Origin of the sequence: Peptoniphilus harei, assembly GCF_016726485.1 — a bacterium.
In the GTDB taxonomy this organism is placed as follows: domain Bacteria; phylum Bacillota; class Clostridia; order Tissierellales; family Peptoniphilaceae; genus Peptoniphilus_A; species Peptoniphilus_A harei.
Window position 1 is genome coordinate 1,282,449 of sequence record NZ_CP068103.1, and the last position, 19,508, is coordinate 1,301,956.

Consider the following 19,508-nt stretch of genomic DNA (forward strand, 5'->3'; position numbering starts at 1 on the left):
ATGATAAGCGTTATTATTTATAAATATTTGGAGGTAATATGAATAAAAATTTAAAAAGATATTCATCCTTAGGTTTATCTTTAATTTTTGTAATGAGTTCTTTTAATGGAGTTTTTGCTGAAGGAAATAATATTAATAAGCCTTTAAGCGAGACTGAAAGAATTGTAAGAAGTCAAAAGGAAATGAATCTTAAGAAGAGTAAAATTCTTGAAGATTTTGAAAAAGAGGAAGCTGGCGTAAAGGTTAAGAGGGAAAAGGTAGTTTACTTTGTAGAATTTGATGATAAGGCCAACAAGGATCAAGTCATACATAGCTTAAAAGAAATTAAGGATGTAAAAATTCTTTATGAGTACGATATTTTGTTCCAGGCTGTTTCTGTTGAGGCTTATCCTGAAGAGCTTGATAAACTAAAAAGCATCAAGGGTGTAAAGGACGTTGAAAGGGCTGGCAAGTTAGTTCCTCTTATGGAAAATGCAAGAAAACTTGTTGGTGTCGACAGGGCAAGTGACTACCTAAAAAGTTTAAATGCAATTAATGCAAATCTTGGCAAGAACTATGATGGTAGAGGGATGATTATTGCCAACATTGATACGGGTATGGATGCAAGTCATAAGGCTATGCGTATTGATGATGATGCTAAAAATTCTCTAAAGTTAAAAAAGAATGATCTAAAAGGTTCTGATAAGGAGTTTTGGCTTTCTGATAAGGTGCCACATTCTTTTAATTACTTAAATGGTGGCAAGATAACAACAGAGAAGTATGATGATGGTTCAGATTATCATGACCCACATGGCATGCACATTGCTGGAATTTTGGCTGCTAATGATACTGATGAAGATATTAAGGCCCATAAGGGAATTAGGGGTATTGCTCCTAATGCTCAACTTTTTTCTTACAAGATGTATTCAGATGCAAGCGATGGATTTGCTGGTGATGAGACTATGTTTCACGCCTTTGAAGACTGTATAAAACATGATGTTGATGTTATTTCTGTTTCTTCTGGCTTCACAGGAACTGGTTTGGCTGGAGAAAAGTACTGGAAAGCTATTAGGTCTCTTAGGAAGGCAGGAATTCCTATTTGTGTAGCCACAGGTAATTATGCAACTTCATCTTCTAGCTCGTCATGGGACAGGTATGCGAATAATTCTCTTAAGATGACTGATACTGGTAATGTCACTAGGACAGCGGCTCATGAAGATGCTATTGCTGTTGCTTCTTCTAGAAACACAAAAATCGAATATGAAGGTGTAAATATTGGAGGCAAGGATTTTAGGTATTCACAAATTGGTGCCTTCTTCGATAAGGGAAATTTTAAACAAGATAAGTACAAGTTCATATATTTGGGACAATGCCAGGATGAGGATATTGCTGGTAAGGATTTAAAAGATAAGATTGTTGTAATGGATAGGATCTATACCAAGGATTTAAAATACTCTTTTAAGAAGGTATTTGATAAGGGAGCAAGGGGTGTAGTTGTAGTCAATACTGTGTCCTATTACAACAGAGATGATTGGGAAAATATTCCTGCCATGGGATATGAAGAAGATGAAAATACAAGAGTTCCTGTTTTTTCTGTATCAGGTATGGATGGTAAGTTAATCTGGGATATGATTTGCGGCAGGAAGCCTGATGAAAAAGAGGATTTCAAGTCAAAGAATTCTGACTATAGAATTGATATGGAGAAGTATAATTCTAAAAAGCCTAAGCTTGGAGAGGAAAAAGAGCTTAGTATAAAATTCTTGGATCATAAGATTGCATGGGAAGACACTAATGTGCCTGCTGGTTCAACTTCTTGGGGTCCTAGAATAGACTTGATGTTAAAGCCAGATGTATCTGCTCCAGGTAAGAATATTTACTCAACTTTAAACAAGATAGATGGGGTGGACAATTATCAATATATGTCAGGAACATCTATGGCAGCGCCTGTTGTTTCTGCTTCTACTGTATTAATTAGACCAAGGGTAAAGGAACTTGTCAAGGAACCTGTTATTAAGGCAAGGGGAATTGATATAACTTCTCTTACTAAAATAATGCTTCAGAATACTTCAAGACCAATGATTGATCCAACAACAGATGATGGCAAGGGCAATTATCTATTTGCATCTCCAAGACAACAAGGATCTGGTCTTATTAATGTTGAGAGAGCATTGAAAAATAATTTAATTGTGTCATATAAGGTGGAAGATTCAGTGGGAGAAATGAACTCCTATGGAGCAGTTTCTCTTAAAGAAATAAAGTCTGACAAAAAAGATTTTACTATAAATATAGACAATCCTTCTGACAGGGATATTACTGTTAAAGTTTCTTCTTCGAAGGTGACTACTGATGGAGAAGTTAATAAGAAAAAATTAGATGAGCAATATAAGGATGAAGCTAGTAAGGATGGTATCCAAAATATTGCAGAGATTCATCCTAAAGAGGTCAAGGGAGCAAGTATAAGTTTTGCACAAGACGAAATTACAATCCCTGCAAGGGGTTCATTTAACTTAGGTGCTACTCTTAATGTTGGAGAAGCAAGGGACAAGGATATGTTCGTAGAGGCCTTTATTAATTTTGAATCTAAGGAAGAGAAGGAGAATGTAAAAGATCCACAACCTTCACTTTCAATGCCTGTGATGGGTTTTGCTGGAAATTGGAATAAGGAGCCTATTATAGATAAGTGGGCCTGGGAAGATGGTTCTAGGTCTAAGGGGATTGTAGGTTATGATGATGAGGGCAATCCAAAAATTCCTGGCACTCTAAACAAAGGTCGTGGTGGTGAACATGGTATAGATTTGTTTAAACCAGCTGGTGTAATTCAAAATAGGGAAACTGAAAATAAGACTCTAGACCAAGACCCTGAATTGTTTGCTTTTAATAACTCACAAGACTTCAATATGAATTCTAGTGGGGAAAGTAAAATTATTTCTGGAAATGAAATTGACAGGGGGCTTACTCCTAGTCCTTTGATACTAAGATCAGCTTCTGATTGCAAAATTTCCATTGTAAATACTATGGATGAAAAAGATCAAAAAGACCTCAAGGTAATTACAGTGGATCATTTTATAAAGGGAATTTTAAATTCTAAGAGAAGTGATGCTAAGGGAATTAAGTCATCAAAATTAAAAGTCTATGGAGATTTGAGATGGGACGGATTGATTTATAATCCTCACGCAGAAGATAAGAATGATCCAAATTATGTGGAAGGAAAATTTGATCCTATAGCAGAAGGACAATATTATTATAAATTTCAATATAGACTTTCTCCAAATTATCCTTATCAAGTTTCTTATATTCCTGTAAAAATTGATAGGACTCCACCTCAAATCATCAGCTTAAATGCAGATAATCCTGATGAGATTATCTTAAAAGTTAAGGATACTTACAATGTTCAAAACGATCACAGTAAGACTTTATTCCAAAGGGATCAAGAAAAGAATCCTGATGATTTTACAGTAACTAATAACAAGGTTTGGTTTGCTGGTGCTGCCTTTGTAAATGATTATGGCGAAATCGAGGAGAATTTAAAGGTAGTAAACACTGGAAAAGTTGACAAGTATGGAAGTTTTGAAATTGATAGCGAAGGAAACTCTGTCTACAAAATTCTTGGAGCAAATAAAAATCTTCTTGGCAAAACCTTAGAGGTGGCTGCGCTTGATGGAGCGTCTAACTTCACTAATCTTTACAGGGTTAAGTTTGACGATAAAGTTATTGATGGAAAACTTGCTTATTATTTGGAAGGAAATGAAAATACTAAGCTTGGAGAAATTGATGCATCTAAACTTAAAAATGTAGAAATTAAAGATGACAAAGAAGACAAGAATGAGAAGGATCTAGAAAAAAATAATAGAGAAAATATTAGTGAAAAGCCTGAAGTAGGACTTGATGATAATTCTTATGTAAAAGCTCTTTCTGAAGAGGACACAAGGAGAATTATAAAGCCAAAAGAAATAGAGATTACTAATCCATTTACTGGAGATACAAGTATAGATTATGATTATGGAGATATAAGTTCAGTAGATGAATATGGTATTCCTTCTAAATATTCTAATGGCGACCCAATGGAGTTTAAGGATAAGGATCTTGCAGCATTAAAGACTATGGGCTATGTTGGGAAAATTGTCCCTGACGAAAGGGGAGGCTTTGACTTAAGTGGATATGTAAAAAATGTATCTCCTGATGCAAAAATCTATTTTAGATCTACAAGAATGGCAAAAACCAACAAGAGAGAAGAACTAAAGAGGGTTCCTGGTTCTTATGATGAAAAAACTCACTCTTTCAAGTTTAATCTATGGGGAAATAAGGATGATGTAGATAATACTAAGGGAATTGACTACAAGGGAGACATTGAATTATATGTAGTAGATGGAAATGAGAGAAGCGAGAGTATTTTCCTCAGGATGCCAAAGGAAATAAATGATAGCGTAGAGAAAAAGCAAAAACCAAAACTTTTAACTTCACAAAAAAGCATTATTGAACTTGGAAAAGCTGAACTAGGTGGCGAACTTAAAGAGAAAAGGGATGAAAATGGAAAAGTTTATTATCTGGTAAAAGATGAACTTAGGATAAGTAAGGGTTATGGAGTTAGAGTTATCTCCAGAAATCCAGGTAAGACAGGTCTAGATGCTAACTATAGAGAAGATTTCATAAATAATGATGAGGATCTGAAAGTTTTTGACGCAAATATTAGAGGTCTTGATGGCTTTAATGTAATTAGATATGAAATTTACAAGTTAGATGGAAGCGAAGAGCTTAAAGAAGAAAACTTAGTTGAAGAAATGGGCAAGTGTCTTTACATCGATAGGGATGGAGTTCAATTAGACATGGACCAAGATACATTTAATCCTTACAGTGATGGAGGAAAAGGAGAACTTTATGTTAGGAAGAGTCCACATACCCTAAGAGGAAGGATTGGAGATAAGGGTGGCTTCAACTGGCACCTTAGAATAAATGAATCAATGGTAGACCAATATTTAATTTATGGTGATTTGAAATCTGACAACTCAAAGGATTTTGAAGTTACATTTGATGTAAGGGACAATGATGTAATGGATTGGTCTGCTAAGGACTACAAATTAAATGGCCCTGAAGGTGGAATTTTATCACAATATAGGATTTATTTAGACAATGTCAAACCAGAAATAAAATTATCTATGGATGATAATTCAGATAACCCGATTACTTTAAACTATGGAGATAAAAAAGTTTATTTAAAGGTTACAGACAAGAGAGATAAAGACAAACCTGGCCGTATAGAAAGCAGTAAAATTTACGCAAATGGAATAGACTTTGACCAAAGTAAAGATCTTAAAGATTATGCTAAAGATGGAAAAGTTGAAATAAAAGTAGTAGCTTCAGACTATGCAAGAAACACAAGTGTCAAAATTTACTCTATTGACCTTAATTCAGATACAATTACTGAAGTAGAAAACAAAGATATAAGGATAAAGGTTAATGGGGAAGAAGTACATGTAAAAGAAGGCGAAGATTTTGTACTTCCAGAATTTAATGGACAAGAAGAAAAAGGTAAAAAATTTATAGGATGGAATGTAAGAGGTATAAATCAAAAACCAGGACACATCTTTATAGGTCAAGAGGATATTGAAATCACTCCAAATTTTGAAGAAGTTAGTCAAATTAGACACAGGGTTGAATTTGAATCAAATGGTGGAAGTGGAAGGATACCAGATATTAATGTTGGAGATAAGGAAGAAATAAGGCTTCCAGAAAATACCTTCACTGCACCAAATGGAAAGGTTTTTGATGGTTGGATTGTTTCTGGAAATAGAGACAAGAAGAAGCCAGGAGATAAAATTATAATTGCTTCAGATATAACTATTACAGCTTCCTGGAAAGATATGGACAAGGATGAATCAGAGGAAGATAAGAATAGGCCGTCTGATGAAAATAGACCATCAGATAAGAATAAGCCATCTGATAATTCTATTGAAAGGGAAGATAATAGGGATAAGGGTATTCCTAGAAGGAGAAGTCATGAAAAGACTAGTAAGGTTGTGACAAGCTCTAATGGCAAAAGCACAAGTATCTTCTCATCTAATAAATCAAATCCAACTTCTATTGAAAATCACTGGGCAAAGAAGGCTATTATCTCTGCAGTAGATAAAAATTATTTTAAAGATATTGCTGACTTAGACAATTTTATGCCAGATAAGAGTCTAACAAGGGCTGAATTTGTAACTATACTTGGTAGGCTTGCAAATGTAGATGCAAGTAAGTATAAGGACAAGGTCTTTGATGATATCGATGCAAACAAGTATTATTCACCATATATTGATTGGGCTTATAAAAATAAAATAGCAAGTGGATTTGGCGACGGTAGATTTATGCCAGACAAGGAACTTTCTAGAGAAGAAATGTGTGCCTTTTTATCAAGATTCAACAAGGTCCATAAGATAAATAACAAAGAAGAGAATATTAATATTAGCTTTAAAGATGAAAAAAATATTTCAGATTGGGCTAAGGAATCTGTAAGAGAAATGGTTAGACTAGGTCTAATCAAGGGAATGGATGATGGGAACTTCATGCCAAAAGAAAAATTAACAAGGGCACAAATTGCACAAGTGGTATTTGAAATTAAGTAATAGGTCCCTAATAACAAAACTATGAGGCTCGAGAAATCGAGTCTCTTATTTATTTCTCAGGTGAAAAATAAGTTTGAAAAAAGATATAATTATTTCGGAAAGATAAGATTTAAAATAGGATATTATTGGCAAAGAGGTAGTAGATTATAAAAAAGGGATGCTTTTTTTTTCTGGAATAAGAATTTTTGGCAAGTCTCTTGAAGATCTTATAAAATTTTCTTGCAGAAATTTGATCGAGTTATAATAGAGGAACACAGATTTTTGACAAGCAAAAATCTGCGGGCAGACTTATCTAAATTTCTTGCAGAAATTTGATCAAGTCTCAGCCAAGAAAAAAAAGCTATGGGGTTATCCTCATAGCTTTTTCTAGTATGTTTTCGTTTTTGGTTAGTTAATTTTATAGAGTGATTGTTTTTTGCTTGTTATTATTTTTCTTAAAGTCTTGTCTTATTATTAAGACTTAAAATAATTTCTAAAATAAATTTTTAATTTGATTTCTTCTAAATAAATATTTTTAAGCGATGTTTTTTCTAAATAAATTTGTTTTAATTAATCTAAATTTTCTTCTTACTAATTTCTAAATAAATAATTGATAATTTCTTCCCATTAGTCTTATGCCTTGTGAGACATTTTTTTAAAGACTTGGGCGTATTTATGGAAGAGTTTTTCCAGGTCATCTACTTCATACTTCTGGCTGTAGGATGACTCCATTATTTCTTCTAATCTGTCGTGGATCTTGTGATGAATTTTGGAGTCGGTGACAAGGGATGTTGAAGTGAGCCTTCCATCATCGTCTATCTTCTTGAAGAACATGTTGTTTTCGTTTATGAAGAAGTTAAATTTGTCTAGGCCCATGGCTTGGAGGGTCCTGTTGTCCTTGATGATGTAGAAGTTTATGTTTTTGTTTTTCTTCATAACTGAGATTATGTTATTCAAGTGGGCTTCGATTTCCTCGATGGAGAGCCTTGCCCTTATGGAGCAGTAGTAGATTTCTCCTGTCTCGAAGTATTTCAAGAGTCCGGTCCTTGTGGTCAAGAAGTTGATCTCTGCATCGGCGAAGAGTTCTTCCCAAAGGAGCTTGATGTTCTCGGCTTCTGCCTTCTTGAAGTCTTTCTCGTCATCAATTTTTTGGATTATCCTGTCGATGATTGGATTGGGTAATAAGAATTCAAAGCCGTAGTTAGATAGGAAGAGGAAGTCGCTATCTGAGTAGAAGTACTTCCTGTAGCTGGACTTTGCTAGTTCTTCTGGCTGAGAAAATATTATTATCTTGTTGAGGTCTTTGAAAAGGCCCATTATAAAAGATGTGATTTCAAAGAGGGTGTCTAGTTCTTCTCCATGGGTAAGAAAGGAGAAGGTTGTTTCTTCTCTAAGAATGAAGTAGGCAGTATCTCTTACTAGGATAAAGTTGTAGTCAAGGCCTGGGTCCTCATAAAGCTCTATGTTGATCCTAGAGTTGTCTGTGATATTTTTTAGGATATCAAAGTCTTCTAGGTCTTCTTTTTTGCAAAGGAGGTGGAGGTTGAATTCCACGTCCTTATCCATGTTTTTGCCAACTTGCAAGAGGATTTGGGCGAAGTGACTATTTATGTCAAAAGTTGCCCAGATGTCAACTTTTTTCTTTTTCCCAAGTGTTTTCTCCAAAATTTCTTTTAGTTCCTTGTCTATTGATGAGTTTTTGAAGATGAGATTTGTATTTGAGACCTTGTCCATGGGAAGGTCCTGGTTGGAGTTCATGTAGGCTTCGTTTAGGAGCTTGTAGATCAAGACTTCTAGGGCCTTTTTTGACTCTTTAGTCAAGATTTCCTTATTATTCAAGTTGAATGCAAGGAAAAAGTCATCTATTTTGTCTTCTTCTACTATGGCTTTGGCAAATAGGGTGGACAGCTTCCTATTTATTGTGTAGATGTTCTTTGATGATGGCAGCTTTCTTCCACTGTTCCACTTGCTTATGTAGGATATGTCATAACCTAGGGTAAAGGCAATGGTGGAAAGTTTTGTATTTGTCAGGTCCACTAATGTCTTAAAGGCCTGTCTATATTGCCACATAAAATCCCTCCAATCTCTTATAAATACAAGATAATTATATTATTTGCTTGAATAAAAGTCAAATATTGTCGAAAAAATTCAAGAGATTTCAAGCGGGAAAACAATTTTTTTCAAGTTGTCCATTATATAATAAAGACAATAATATTTTTAATGAATTATTGGAGGGAAAAAATGGTAAATTATAATACTGTTACAGAAAACGTAATAGAAGAAATTAAAAATGCTGTATCAGGCAAGACTTACGTTGGTGAAGAGATCAACATCGACTTCTTCCACGATGAAATGCCTATTTACGGTGAAGGACAACCTGAACTTGTTGTTGACGCAACTAATGCTGAAGAAATCGCTAAGGTTGTAAAGATTTGTAATGAAAATAAGATTCCTGTAGTGCCAAGAGGTGCTGGTACTGGTCTTACTGGTGCTGGTGTTTCTAGACACGGTGGAGTTATGATTAACATGCAATCAATGAACAAGATTCTTGATTATGATGAAGAAAACATGGTTGTTAGGGTTGAACCTGGTGTTCTTTTAAACGACCTTGCTGAAGACTGCCTATCTAAGGGTTACATGTATCCACCTGATCCAGGTGAAAAGTTTGCTACTTTAGGAGGAAATGTAGCAACTAACGCTGGTGGTATGAGGGCTGTTAAGTATGGTACTACTAGAAACTATGTACGTTCTATGGAAGTTGTTACTCCAACTGGTGAAATCACTACTTTTGGTGCAACTGTTTCTAAGACTTCTACTGGTTTCTCTCTTAAGGACCTTATGATTGGTTCTGAAGGTACTCTTGGTATTATCACTGAGCTTACTCTTAAGATCATCCCAGCTCCTAAGGAAACTATGTCTTTAATCGTTCCTTACGAAGATCTTGACACTTGTATTTCTACTGTTCCACAATTATTTAAGGCTAACTTAAATCCTCAAGCTATTGAGTTCATGGAAAAAGAAATTGTTGACATGTCAGAAATCTATATTGGAAAGTCAACTTTCCCTAAGGAATTAGAAGGAATTGAAATTGGTGCTTACCTTCTTATCACTTTTGATGATGAAGATGAAGATGCACTTAACGATATTGTTGAACAAGCTGCTGAAGTTCTTATGGAAGCTGGAGCAATTGACATTTTAGTTGCTGATACTCCAAACAAGATGAAGGAAGCTTGGGCTGCTAGATCTTCTTTCCTAGAAGCTATTGAATCTCAAACTAAGCTTCTTGACGAATGTGACGTTGTTGTTCCTATCAACATGATTGCTAAGTATGTTCACTATGTAAACGAAAGAGCAAAGGACTTCCCATTTGAAGTTAAGTCTTTTGGTCATGCTGGTGACGGTAACTTACACATTTACACTTGCTCAAATGACATGGAAAAAGATGAATTTATTAAGCAAGTTGATGTATTCATGAATGACATTTACAAGAAGGCTTATGAGTTTGGTGGACAAATTTCTGGTGAACACGGTATTGGATACGGTAAGAAGGCTTTCTTACACGAATTCGAAGGCGAAGTTAACACTGAGCTTATGAGAGGAATCAAGAAAGTATTTGATCCAAACTTAATTCTTAACCCAGATAAAGTTGTTTAATAGAAGGAGATTTTAATTAATGCCATATTTAATTTCAGAAGAAGCACAGGACTTACTTTTAGATATTAGAAATTTTTGTGAAAAAGAAGTTGTAGAAGTTTGTAAGGAAGCAGATAGGACTGGCGAATTCCCAGAAGAACTTTATGAAAAGGCAAAGGAACAAGGTTACTTTGCCCTTGAAGTTCCTGAAGAACTAGGTGGACCTGGTCTTTCTAGGGTTGATATAGCTGCCCTATTTGAAGAAATGGCTAAGGCTGACGCTGGTTTTGCTACTACTATTTCTGCATCTGGTCTTGGTATGAAACCAGTTCTTATTGCTGGAAACCAAGAACAAAAGGAATATATTGCTGATGTAACTTTCGAAGGTGGACTTGGAGCTTTCTGTCTAACTGAGCCAGGTGCTGGTTCTGACGCTAGTGCAGGAACTACTACAGCTGTAAAAGACGGTGACGAATACGTATTAAACGGAAGAAAATGCTTCATCACTAACGGTGCTGTTGCATCTTACTACTGTATTACTGCAGCTACAGACAAGTCTCAAGGTGTTAGAGGCCTATCAATGTTCCTAGTACCAGCTGGAACTCCTGGTCTAAGTGCTGGTAAGGAAGAAGACAAGATGGGAATCAGAACTTCAAACACAACTGATGTCGTTCTTGAAGACTGTAGAATTCCTGCTAAGAACCTTATTGGCCAAGAAGGACAAGGATTCTCTATAGCAATGAAGACTCTTGACCAAGCAAGGGCTTGGATGGGTTGTATCGCTGTTGGTATTGCTCAAAGAGGTATTGACGAAGCTAAAAAATATACAACTGAAAGAATCCAATTCGGTAAACAAATTAACAAGAACCAAGCTATCCAATTTAAATTAGCAGATATGGACATTCAAACAGAAGTTGCAAGACAAATGGTTGCTAACGCTCTTACTAGAATGGACATGGGACTAACTTATAATAGAGAATCTGCAATTGCTAAATGCTATGCTTCTGATATAGCTATGAGAGTTGCTGAAGATGCTATCCAATTATTTGGTGGATATGGATACTCAAGAGAATATCCTGTTGAAAAGCTTCTAAGAGATGCTAAGATCTTCCAAATTTTTGAAGGTACTAACGAAATTTTAAGAATTGTAGTTTCTAATAATTTATTGAGAGGTTAAGGATTATATAATGAATATTCTAGTATTTATAAAAGAAGTGCCTGATGATTCAGTAGCAGTTTCTGTCCAAGAGGACAGAGCTGCTATCTCTGATATCACGCCTGTTGTTAATGCTTTCGACACTTACTCCCTAGAAATGGCTGTAAGATTAAAGGAAGCTCAAGAAGACGAAGAAAGTCAAGTAGTTGTAGTTTCTATAGGAAATGAAGGAGTTAAGAACTCTCTTAAAAACTGTCTAGCAGTTGGTGCTGACAAAGCTTACTTAGTTAAGAATGATGATTATAGAAAGCTTGATGCTAAGGCTATAACTGAAATTCTAATGGGAGCAAAGGAAAAATTAGAAGCAGAACTTGGTGCTTTTGATGTAATTTGCTTCGGTAAAGAAACTACAGATGCAGAAGCTTCACAAGTTGGAGTTTACTATGCAAATAAAAACGGTCTTGGTGTTGTTACATCTGTTATTGCAATGGAAAAAGACGGTGACAAGCTTGTAACTAAGCAAGAAATAGACGGTGGATATAGACAAGTTGAAACTTCTCTTCCATCTGTTGTAACAATTGCTAAACCAGATTATGAGCCAAGATACCCTACTATAAAATCTAAGATGGCTGCAAGAAGACAAAAGATTGATGACTTCGAAGTAGAAGCAACTTCTAGCCCAATTCTTGAAGAAATTAAGGACTTCGAACCTAAGAAGAGGGAAGCTGGAGTTAAGATCCAAGAAGAAGAAGTTGAAGATACTGTAGCTAAGGCTATTAGCCTAATGGTAGAACAAAAGGTTTTATAATAGGAGGAAAAGATGAAAAATATATTAACTTATATAGAAATTAAAGACGCTGCTCCTATTAAACTTTCTTTAGAGTCTCTTTCTAAGGCAAGTGAAATCGCAAAAGAAAAGGGTGGCAAGTCAGTTGCTCTTATTAATTTTGAACTTGCTGATGATGAATTAGCTAAGCTAAAGGCTGCTGGAGCAGAAGAAATTGTACTTGTAAAAAGAGAAGCTTATAACCTAGAAGACTTCGCAAATATTATTGTTGAAGTTTCTAAAAAATATGACTGTGAAGACATATTTATCCCAGGAACTCTTGACGGTAAGGACCTAGCTCCTTATGCTGCTGCAAGTCTTGACACAGTTTCTATTACTAACGTAATGGACATTAAGTTCGAAGGTGACGACATAATCTATGTAACTCCTTCTTATGGTGCAACTGTTTTAACTGAATCAAAAATCGAAAAGGCTCCAAGAATTGCTGTTGTAAGGGCAGAATCCTTTGACAAGAGAGACGACCTTAACGGTGCAGGCAATCTTGTAGAAGAAAATATTGATGAAGTTAAGGACCTAAAGGCAGTTATCAAGGATATTGTTACTGCAAATGAAGGACTAATTAACCTTGAAGATGCTCCAATTATTGTTACTTGTGGTAGGGGTGCATCATCTGATGAAATCTTCCCACTTGTAAAGGAACTTGCTGACGTATTTGGTGCTCCAATTTCAGGAACAAGACCAGTTATTGACGATGGTGTACTTCCAAAGGCTTCACAAATTGGTCAATCAGGTAAGATTGTTGCTCCAGCCCTATACATCGGTTGTGGTGTAAGTGGTGCTGTTCAACACGTTTCTGGTATTGAAAACTCAAACTTTATCGTAGCTATCAATAAGGACGAAGACGCTCCTATTTTTGATATGGCTGATATTGGAATTGTTGGAGATTGTAAACAAGTTCTTCCACTATTTATTGAAGAAATTAAGAAAATAAAAGCTAACGCTTAATAGGTGACCTATGAATTATTTAAAGGAATTTGTCATACTTTGTGTATGTTTAATGCTTGGGGTAGCGACAAGACACTTGATAAACTTCCCAATACCTGAAGCGGTATATGGGATGATCTATCTATTTATTGCTTTTGCAGTAGGAATTATTAAGCCAGATGATGTTAAAAAGACTTCAAATGGTATCCTACAAAACCTAGCTATTCTTTTTGTGCCAGCTGGTGTTGGTATTATCAATAGCTATGATGAGATAAAGGGCCAAGCAGGCCTACTAGTTGGACTAGTTATTATTGGTACTGCTATCACTATGGGCCTAACTGGCAAGATTATAGAACTTTTACAAAGGAGGAAAGATGTTTAGTAATAAATATTTTGGTATCATCCTTACCTTTGCGACTTTTGAAATTGGTAAGATGATCAACAAGAAACTAAAGACTCCTTTGGCCAATCCTCTTTTAATATCCATTGCCCTATGTATATTATTTTTAAAGGTAACTGGTATTCCCTATGAAGATTACAAGCAAGGCGGGGACTTTATTATGTTCTTTATCGCTCCTGCTACAGTTGCCATGGTAGTTGATTTGTACGAAAACCTTCCAGAACTTAAGAAGAACTTAATCCCTATTCTTTCTGGAACAATTTTAGGTTCTGCTATTGCTATATTTTTTGTAATTTTCGCTTCAAGCTTCTTGGGCATTGACGAAAATCTTGTGGTATCCTCAACTCCACAATCAATCACAACAGCAATTGCAATTTCTCTTTCTGAAGAGTATGGTGGAGCTTCTGCTATAACTGCTGTTCTTGTAGTTATAAGAGGGGTTACTGGCGCAGTAATCGCTCCACTTATTATGAAACTCTTTAGGATCAAGGACCCAACTGCACAAGGAGTTGCCATTGGTACTTCTTCTCACGCTGTTGGTACTTCTGAAGCGAGAAAGCTTGGAGAAATCCAAGGAGCTATGAGTGGACTTTCTATTGCAGTGGCAGGTCTTGTGACTGTAATCCTAATGCCTGTTGCAATGAGAGTTATAGAGATGTTATTTTGATTAAGATAAATATAAGTAAAGAATATGTATATAAAGGCCTATTGTCTCCCTCAATAGGTATAATCATTAAAAAAGCTTGGTGAGTGTAAAATTTCACCAAGCTTTTTTAATTTATATTATTTCAAAATATCCGACTCACTAGACAATGATCTCTATTCGGTCACATGGCTGAGACTTGATCAAATTTCTCCAAGAAATTTTGATAAGTTTGCCCGCAGATTTTTGCTTGTCGAAAATCTGTGTTCCTTTATTCTCACCAAAAAACCGAGACTCGTCTCGGTTTTTTTTATCATTATCTTCTATTTTTTATTGCTTCTATTAATCCAGGAACTACATTAAATAAGTCGTCAACAATTCCGTAGTGGGCTGTCTTAAAGATGGCAGCGTCTGGGTCGTTGTTGATGGCAATTATAGTTGTTGAGTCTTCCATACCCTTAGTGTGTTGGATTGCTCCTGAAAGTCCAAGGGCAATGTAGAGGTCTGGTCTTACTTGAACACCAGTTACACCAACTTGAAGGTCCTTGTCACACCAGCCAAGGTCAGTTACAGCCTTAGTTGCTCCAACTGCACCGCCAAGTGCTTCTGCAAGTTCTTCTACTAGGTGCCAGTTTTCTGGTCCGCCAAGTCCTCTACCACCTGATACAACAACTTTTGCATTCATTAGCTTGTCAAGAAGTGGATTGATTTCTTCTTTTTCGAAGTCAATGAATTTTGTCTTAATATCGTCTTCTGTAATATTTGCATCTTCTTTTATTACTTCTGCTTCTTTTGATTCGTTGAAAGGAGCTTCAACAAAGCCACCTCTACCAATTGTAGCCATCATGGTTTCGGATGTGATTCTTACGTCGCAGAATAGTTTTCCGTCAAAAGAAGGTCTTATCCACTTGATGTCTTCCTTGTCTTCAGTTATTTCAACGCTGGAACAGTCGGCAACAAGTCCAACTCCTCTTTTTGCTGAAACCCTACCTGCAAGGTCACGTCCATCATGGGATGCTGGAAGCATAACAATTGCTGGATCGTATTTTTCCATTAGACCATCTAATACTTTGGCATAGGCCATTGTGTTGTAATTTTCTAGAAGTTCATCAGAAACTTGGATTACCTTGTCGGCTCCAAGGTTGCCTGATAATTTTGCCTTGTCATCATTATTGTGACCAATTTCTACTGCCACAAGTTCTCTATCTAATTCATCAGAAAGTTCTCTCGCTATAGACATTATTTCTTTAGTTATAAGTGAAAGTGAGCCTTCTGAAGATTCGTTTACTACCCAAATATTTCCTTTTTTCATTTTATCACCTACACTAAAACTTTCGCATCTTCGATTATCTTTATAACTGCGTCTATATTCTTGTCAGCAGAACCTTCATCAATTATCTTGCCTGTTTCAAACTTGTCTGGAGCTGAAAGGTCTTTTACAACTGTAAGGGATCCCTTTTGTCCAATTTTATCAAGGTCAAGTCCAAGTTTGTCTGCAGTTAGGTCATGGATTTCTTTTTCTTTTGCAATCTTAGATCTCTTTAGGGCAAACTTTGAAGGTTTGTTTACTGAACCCTTTAGTGCTGATGCAAGGAAAGGTGCCTTTAGGGAAACTGTTTCAGTTCCGTCAGCAACTTTTCTCTTAACTTCAAATTCGCCGTCCTTGTAGTTAATGTCTGATACATAAGTAACTTGGTTCATGCCAAGTCTTTCAGCGATTTGTGGGCCAACTTGTCCTGTGTCTCCGTCCATTGTTTGGTCACCTGTGAAGATGATGTCGTATTCGCCAATTTGTTTAATGGCTTCTGTTATGGCATAGGATGTTGCAAAGGTATCAGAACCCTTGAACTCTATTCCTTCTAATAGGTAAGCTTCTTCTGCACCCATTTGGATACATTCGCGAAGGTATTTTTCTCCGTCTGGTGGTCCCATAGTTAGCACGTCGATTTGTACTTCTTCTTCCACTTGTTCTTTGACATTAAGTGCAAATTTTAAACCACAAAGGTCTGATGGGTTAATAACTGTTTTGATTCCATCTCTCTTGAGGTTTTTTGTTTCTGGATCGATTTTTGCATTTGTTGTGTCAGGAACAATTTTCATTAATAATAATATTTTCATAGTTCCTCCTAAAATATTTTTACTTCAATATACTTATATCATACCCCAAAATGGCGAAAGTATTAAGAAAATTTTTATAAGTGATAAAAATAATCAAAAAAACCTTAAATAAATTCACTTTATTTCATAAGGTACTTAAAATTTTTTTTGCTTGTATTATAATGGAAGAGGAAGTTTATTATTTTTATATAGGAAGAAGGTTTATATAAGATGAAAAAATTTAAAAAGTTTTCCAGCCTTATGCTTATAGCTACAATGGTTGGTCTTTTAATGACTGGCTGTGCTCAAAAGACTAATGATGGGGCAAATGAAAAAGTCAATGACACTAAGGTTGCCACTGAGGAAAAGACTGGAAGTCATAAGATAGTTGACCACGCAGGTCGTGAACTTGAAGTGCCAGATAAGATTGAAAAGATTGTAATTGACCAAGTGCCAATTCTTTCTACTTACATGGCATACAATGAAGGTAAGGCTCCTTACATTGTTGGTTACGCTGGTTCACTAAAACAAGTTATTTCTAACACAGTTCTTCAAGATATTGCACCTGAACTTCTTGACACAACAAACACAGTTCAAGGTCAATCTGACATCAACGTGGAAGAAATTATTAAGTTAGAGCCAGATGTAATTTTCTACAACGCTAAGAACCAAGACCGTTATGAAAAGTTGGCAAAGACTGGAGTTCCTTGTGTAGGTTTTGTAACTATGGGAGCAGACACTCCAGCTGACCCTATTAACAGATATGGCGAATGGCTAAAACTTCTTGAAGATGTCTTTGGCGAAGAAGGCAAGATGGATAATTTCTTGGCGGCAGGCGATGACATTGTAAAAGATGTTGAAAAGAGAATTGCCACAGTGCCTGAAGCTGACAGACCAAGTGGTATGATCCTTTGGAAATATGTTGAAGGTACACCAATTGTTGCCGGTAAGGGAACTTTTGGAGACTTCTGGCTAAAGAGACTTGGGGTAAATAATGTTGCCCAAGATGCCAAGGGTTATGCAAAGGTAAATGTGGAAGAAATTTACAAGTGGAATCCTGATGTATTTTACCTTGATGGACCTGGTCTATTGGATATAAAGAGGGAAGAAGTTTACAACAACACTGTTGAAGGTTTTGATTTTTCAAACTTAAAGTCTGTTAAGGATAAGAGAGTTTACAATTCAAAGCTTGGTATGTGGAATTGGTTAACACCAAACCCAGATGCTCCACTAGTTTTAGCTTGGCTTGCAAGTGAAACTTATCCTGAAGCCTTTAAGGACTACGACTTAAATAAGGTCATCAAGGACTACTACGCTAAGTGGTACAATTATGAACTTACAGATGAACAAATCGAGGACATGTTTAATATATGACAAAAAACTTTTGGACTAGGGATGATGGGAGACTTCATCCCTATGTTTATTTTATTTTAATTTTCTTTCCCCTGGCCTGTGGCCTTATTGGTCTTTCCATGGGGAGGATGGATATTAAAATAGCAGAAATTATTTTATTTTTTAAAAATTTAATAGGTGGAGGGCAAGTTGATCCCCTTATGGAGTCTTTAATTATAAATATTAGGCTGCCAAGGGTCCTAACAGCCCTCATTGTTGGGGGAGGACTTACTGCCGCAGGGATTGCCTTCCAGGCACTTTTTTCAAATCCTCTTGCAACCCCAGATATCTTGGGGGTTACATCGGCAGCATCCCTTGGGGCAGTCCTAGGTATAATATTTTCTCTTGGGACCATGGGGATTCAAGTTTTTGCCATGGTCTTTGGACTCCTTTCAATCCTCATGACAATTAATCTTGTGAAGAGGGACGAGACCTCTATGATAATGCTGGTCTTGGCAGGGATAATTGTCTCTTCTCTTGCCAATGCCCTGGCTTCCCTCCTTAAGTACACAGCTGACCCCATGGACAAGTTGCCACAAATCACCTACTGGCTAATGGGGTCCTTTGGTAGGACTTCTTACAAGAACCTAGCCTTGGCAGGTCCCCTTATCTTGATTTCTATGATTGTAATCTACAAGATGAGGTGGAGCCTCAACCTCTTGTCACTTTCAGAAGACGAGGCCAGGTCACTTGGTATAAATGTCAAGAAGACTAGGTTGATTTTTATACTTGCAGCTACCCTTATAACTGCGTCCTCAGTTTCTATTTGTGGGCAAATTGGTTGGATCGGCTTGATTATTCCCCATCTTGTGAGGTTGATGGTGGGGTCCAACAACCTCTACACCTTGCCCCTGGGAATAAGTTTTGGGGCAGGCTTTATGATCCTAATCGAAGCACTATCGAGGACAGTTTCGGTAATTGAGCTTCCAATTTCAATTTTAACAGCAATTATAGGGGCACCAATTTTTATAATCTTAATGAGAAGGTCAGGAGGGATTTTTAAATGAAGCTAGAAGTTTCTGGAGGAAATTTTAAATTTAAAAAGTCTGATTTTATATTGAAGGATATAAATTTCTCTCTTGAAGACTCTGATGTCCTCTCTATACTTGGACCCAACGGGGTGGGAAAGACTACCCTCATAAGGTGCCTGACAGGTCTACTCCCATGGACATCCGGTGGAACTTTTTTAGATGGGAAAAATATTTCTTCTATTAAAGAGAGAGAACTTTGGTCAAAAATATCCTATATCCCTCAAAAGAGGTCTTCTGCCTTTGCCTACACAGGCCTTGAGATGGTCCTCTTTGGTTCTACTTCTTCAATGTCAATCTTTGAGAAGCCAAGGGACAAGGACCTAAGAAGGGCAGAAGAAGTTATGAAGTCCATAGGAATCTATCACTTGCGTGACAAGGTATCAGACCAGATGAGTGGGGGAGAAGTTCAAATGCTCTTAATTGCAAGGAGTCTTATGAAGGATCCACAGATTATAATTTTGGATGAACCAGAAAGTGGCCTGGACTACAAGAATCAAATGGTAATCTTAAATTTGATAAAGAGTTTGGCAGAGTCAGGTGTCATTATAGTAATGAACACCCACTATCCAGACCATGCCCTTTCCATTTCCAACAAGTGCCTCTTGCTAAGCTATGACAAGACCTATGAGTTTGGACCAACTAGGGAGGTCCTCACAAGGGAAAACTTAAAAAAATCTTTTTCTGTTGATGTAAGTATTTCAGAGTTTCAAATTGATGGGAAGACCTATGAGAGGGTAATACCTCTTGGCATAAAAGATGAAAATTTAAAATAGAAAATATATTGGAAGTATGGAGGTCATACTTCTTTTTTTATTTTATAGGGGA

The 19,508-nt window shown here is 36.3% G+C and carries 13 protein-coding genes; 10 read left to right on the forward strand and 3 right to left on the reverse strand.

All coding sequences use genetic code 11. The features are described 5' to 3' along the window. Positions 1–38 precede the first annotated feature (38 nt). Positions 39–6,581, forward strand: coding sequence for a S8 family serine peptidase (locus I6I93_RS05915; protein ID WP_201621230.1), 6,543 nt, complete (start codon positions 39–41; stop codon positions 6,579–6,581). A 612-nt stretch (positions 6,582–7,193) separates the two neighbouring features. Here I6I93_RS05915 and I6I93_RS05920 read toward each other — a convergent pair. Beyond that, complete coding sequence (locus I6I93_RS05920) at positions 7,194–8,630, reverse strand: hypothetical protein (protein ID WP_112889814.1); 1,437 nt, start codon at positions 8,628–8,630, stop codon at positions 7,194–7,196. Between the two features lie 171 nt (positions 8,631–8,801). On the opposite strand from I6I93_RS05920, the gene I6I93_RS05925 reads away from it, so the two are divergent. The 6 genes from I6I93_RS05925 to I6I93_RS05950 are packed head-to-tail and all read left to right on the forward strand — an operon-like array spanning position 8,802 to position 14,187. Continuing rightward, a complete protein-coding gene (locus I6I93_RS05925) occupies positions 8,802–10,214 on the forward strand; it encodes an FAD-binding oxidoreductase (RefSeq protein WP_112889815.1) in 1,413 nt (470 codons plus the stop codon). 19 nt (positions 10,215–10,233) lie between these two features. Then, entirely contained in the window at positions 10,234–11,370 is a 1,137-nt protein-coding gene (locus I6I93_RS05930; protein WP_112889816.1) for an acyl-CoA dehydrogenase family protein, read from the forward strand. A gap of 10 nt (positions 11,371–11,380) precedes the next feature. Further along, positions 11,381–12,157 carry an electron transfer flavoprotein subunit beta/FixA family protein gene (locus tag I6I93_RS05935; RefSeq protein ID WP_112889817.1) on the forward strand — a complete coding sequence of 259 codons (777 nt, stop codon included), beginning with the start codon at positions 11,381–11,383 and terminating at the stop codon, positions 12,155–12,157. Between the two features lie 12 nt (positions 12,158–12,169). Then, the gene (locus I6I93_RS05940) at positions 12,170–13,141 is read left to right on the forward strand and encodes an electron transfer flavoprotein subunit alpha/FixB family protein (RefSeq protein ID WP_112889818.1); all 972 of its coding nucleotides are present in this window, start codon (positions 12,170–12,172) and stop codon (positions 13,139–13,141) included. 10 nt (positions 13,142–13,151) lie between these two features. Beyond that, the gene (locus I6I93_RS05945; RefSeq protein ID WP_112889819.1) at positions 13,152–13,502 is read left to right on the forward strand and encodes a CidA/LrgA family protein; all 351 of its coding nucleotides are present in this window, start codon (positions 13,152–13,154) and stop codon (positions 13,500–13,502) included. Next, positions 13,495–14,187, forward strand: coding sequence for an LrgB family protein (locus tag I6I93_RS05950; protein ID WP_112889820.1), 693 nt, complete (start codon positions 13,495–13,497; stop codon positions 14,185–14,187). The genes I6I93_RS05945 and I6I93_RS05950 overlap by 8 nt, the downstream gene beginning before the upstream one ends. Positions 14,188–14,479: 292 nt before the next feature. Here the strand turns inward: I6I93_RS05950 and I6I93_RS05955 are convergent, their stop codons facing one another. Both I6I93_RS05955 and I6I93_RS05960 read right to left on the reverse strand, forming a co-directional pair. Further along, positions 14,480–15,475 (reverse strand): electron transfer flavoprotein subunit alpha/FixB family protein, encoded by a 996-nt coding sequence (locus tag I6I93_RS05955; RefSeq protein ID WP_112889821.1) that lies wholly within the window; start codon positions 15,473–15,475, stop codon positions 14,480–14,482. Between the two features lie 8 nt (positions 15,476–15,483). Next, the gene (locus I6I93_RS05960) at positions 15,484–16,281 is read right to left on the reverse strand and encodes an electron transfer flavoprotein subunit beta/FixA family protein (protein ID WP_112889822.1); all 798 of its coding nucleotides are present in this window, start codon (positions 16,279–16,281) and stop codon (positions 15,484–15,486) included. Between the two features lie 210 nt (positions 16,282–16,491). On the opposite strand from I6I93_RS05960, the gene I6I93_RS05965 reads away from it, so the two are divergent. The 3 genes from I6I93_RS05965 to I6I93_RS05975 are packed head-to-tail and all read left to right on the forward strand — an operon-like array spanning position 16,492 to position 19,456. Further along, positions 16,492–17,634: an ABC transporter substrate-binding protein gene (locus I6I93_RS05965; protein WP_112889823.1), complete on the forward strand. Its 1,143-nt coding sequence runs from the start codon at positions 16,492–16,494 to the stop codon at positions 17,632–17,634. Further along, entirely contained in the window at positions 17,631–18,659 is a 1,029-nt protein-coding gene (locus I6I93_RS05970) for a FecCD family ABC transporter permease (protein ID WP_112889824.1), read from the forward strand. The genes I6I93_RS05965 and I6I93_RS05970 overlap by 4 nt, the downstream gene beginning before the upstream one ends. After that, the gene (locus I6I93_RS05975; protein ID WP_112889825.1) at positions 18,656–19,456 is read left to right on the forward strand and encodes an ABC transporter ATP-binding protein; all 801 of its coding nucleotides are present in this window, start codon (positions 18,656–18,658) and stop codon (positions 19,454–19,456) included. The genes I6I93_RS05970 and I6I93_RS05975 overlap by 4 nt, the downstream gene beginning before the upstream one ends. The last annotated feature ends 52 nt before the right edge of the window (positions 19,457–19,508 follow it).

What these genes read in the sequence shown, in the direction of transcription:
- I6I93_RS05915 (WP_201621230.1), top strand. Translation starts at nt 39, where the DNA reads ATGAATAAAAATTTAAAAAGATATTCATCCTTAGGTTTATCTTTAATT.
- I6I93_RS05920 (WP_112889814.1), bottom strand. Translation starts at nt 8,630, where the DNA reads ATGTGGCAATATAGACAGGCCTTTAAGACATTAGTGGACCTGACAAAT.
- I6I93_RS05925 (WP_112889815.1), top strand. Translation starts at nt 8,802, where the DNA reads ATGGTAAATTATAATACTGTTACAGAAAACGTAATAGAAGAAATTAAA.
- I6I93_RS05930 (WP_112889816.1), top strand. Translation starts at nt 10,234, where the DNA reads ATGCCATATTTAATTTCAGAAGAAGCACAGGACTTACTTTTAGATATT.
- I6I93_RS05935 (WP_112889817.1), top strand. Translation starts at nt 11,381, where the DNA reads ATGAATATTCTAGTATTTATAAAAGAAGTGCCTGATGATTCAGTAGCA.
- I6I93_RS05940 (WP_112889818.1), top strand. Translation starts at nt 12,170, where the DNA reads ATGAAAAATATATTAACTTATATAGAAATTAAAGACGCTGCTCCTATT.
- I6I93_RS05945 (WP_112889819.1), top strand. Translation starts at nt 13,152, where the DNA reads ATGAATTATTTAAAGGAATTTGTCATACTTTGTGTATGTTTAATGCTT.
- I6I93_RS05950 (WP_112889820.1), top strand. Translation starts at nt 13,495, where the DNA reads ATGTTTAGTAATAAATATTTTGGTATCATCCTTACCTTTGCGACTTTT.
- I6I93_RS05955 (WP_112889821.1), bottom strand. Translation starts at nt 15,475, where the DNA reads ATGAAAAAAGGAAATATTTGGGTAGTAAACGAATCTTCAGAAGGCTCA.
- I6I93_RS05960 (WP_112889822.1), bottom strand. Translation starts at nt 16,281, where the DNA reads ATGAAAATATTATTATTAATGAAAATTGTTCCTGACACAACAAATGCA.
- I6I93_RS05965 (WP_112889823.1), top strand. Translation starts at nt 16,492, where the DNA reads ATGAAAAAATTTAAAAAGTTTTCCAGCCTTATGCTTATAGCTACAATG.
- I6I93_RS05970 (WP_112889824.1), top strand. Translation starts at nt 17,631, where the DNA reads ATGACAAAAAACTTTTGGACTAGGGATGATGGGAGACTTCATCCCTAT.
- I6I93_RS05975 (WP_112889825.1), top strand. Translation starts at nt 18,656, where the DNA reads ATGAAGCTAGAAGTTTCTGGAGGAAATTTTAAATTTAAAAAGTCTGAT.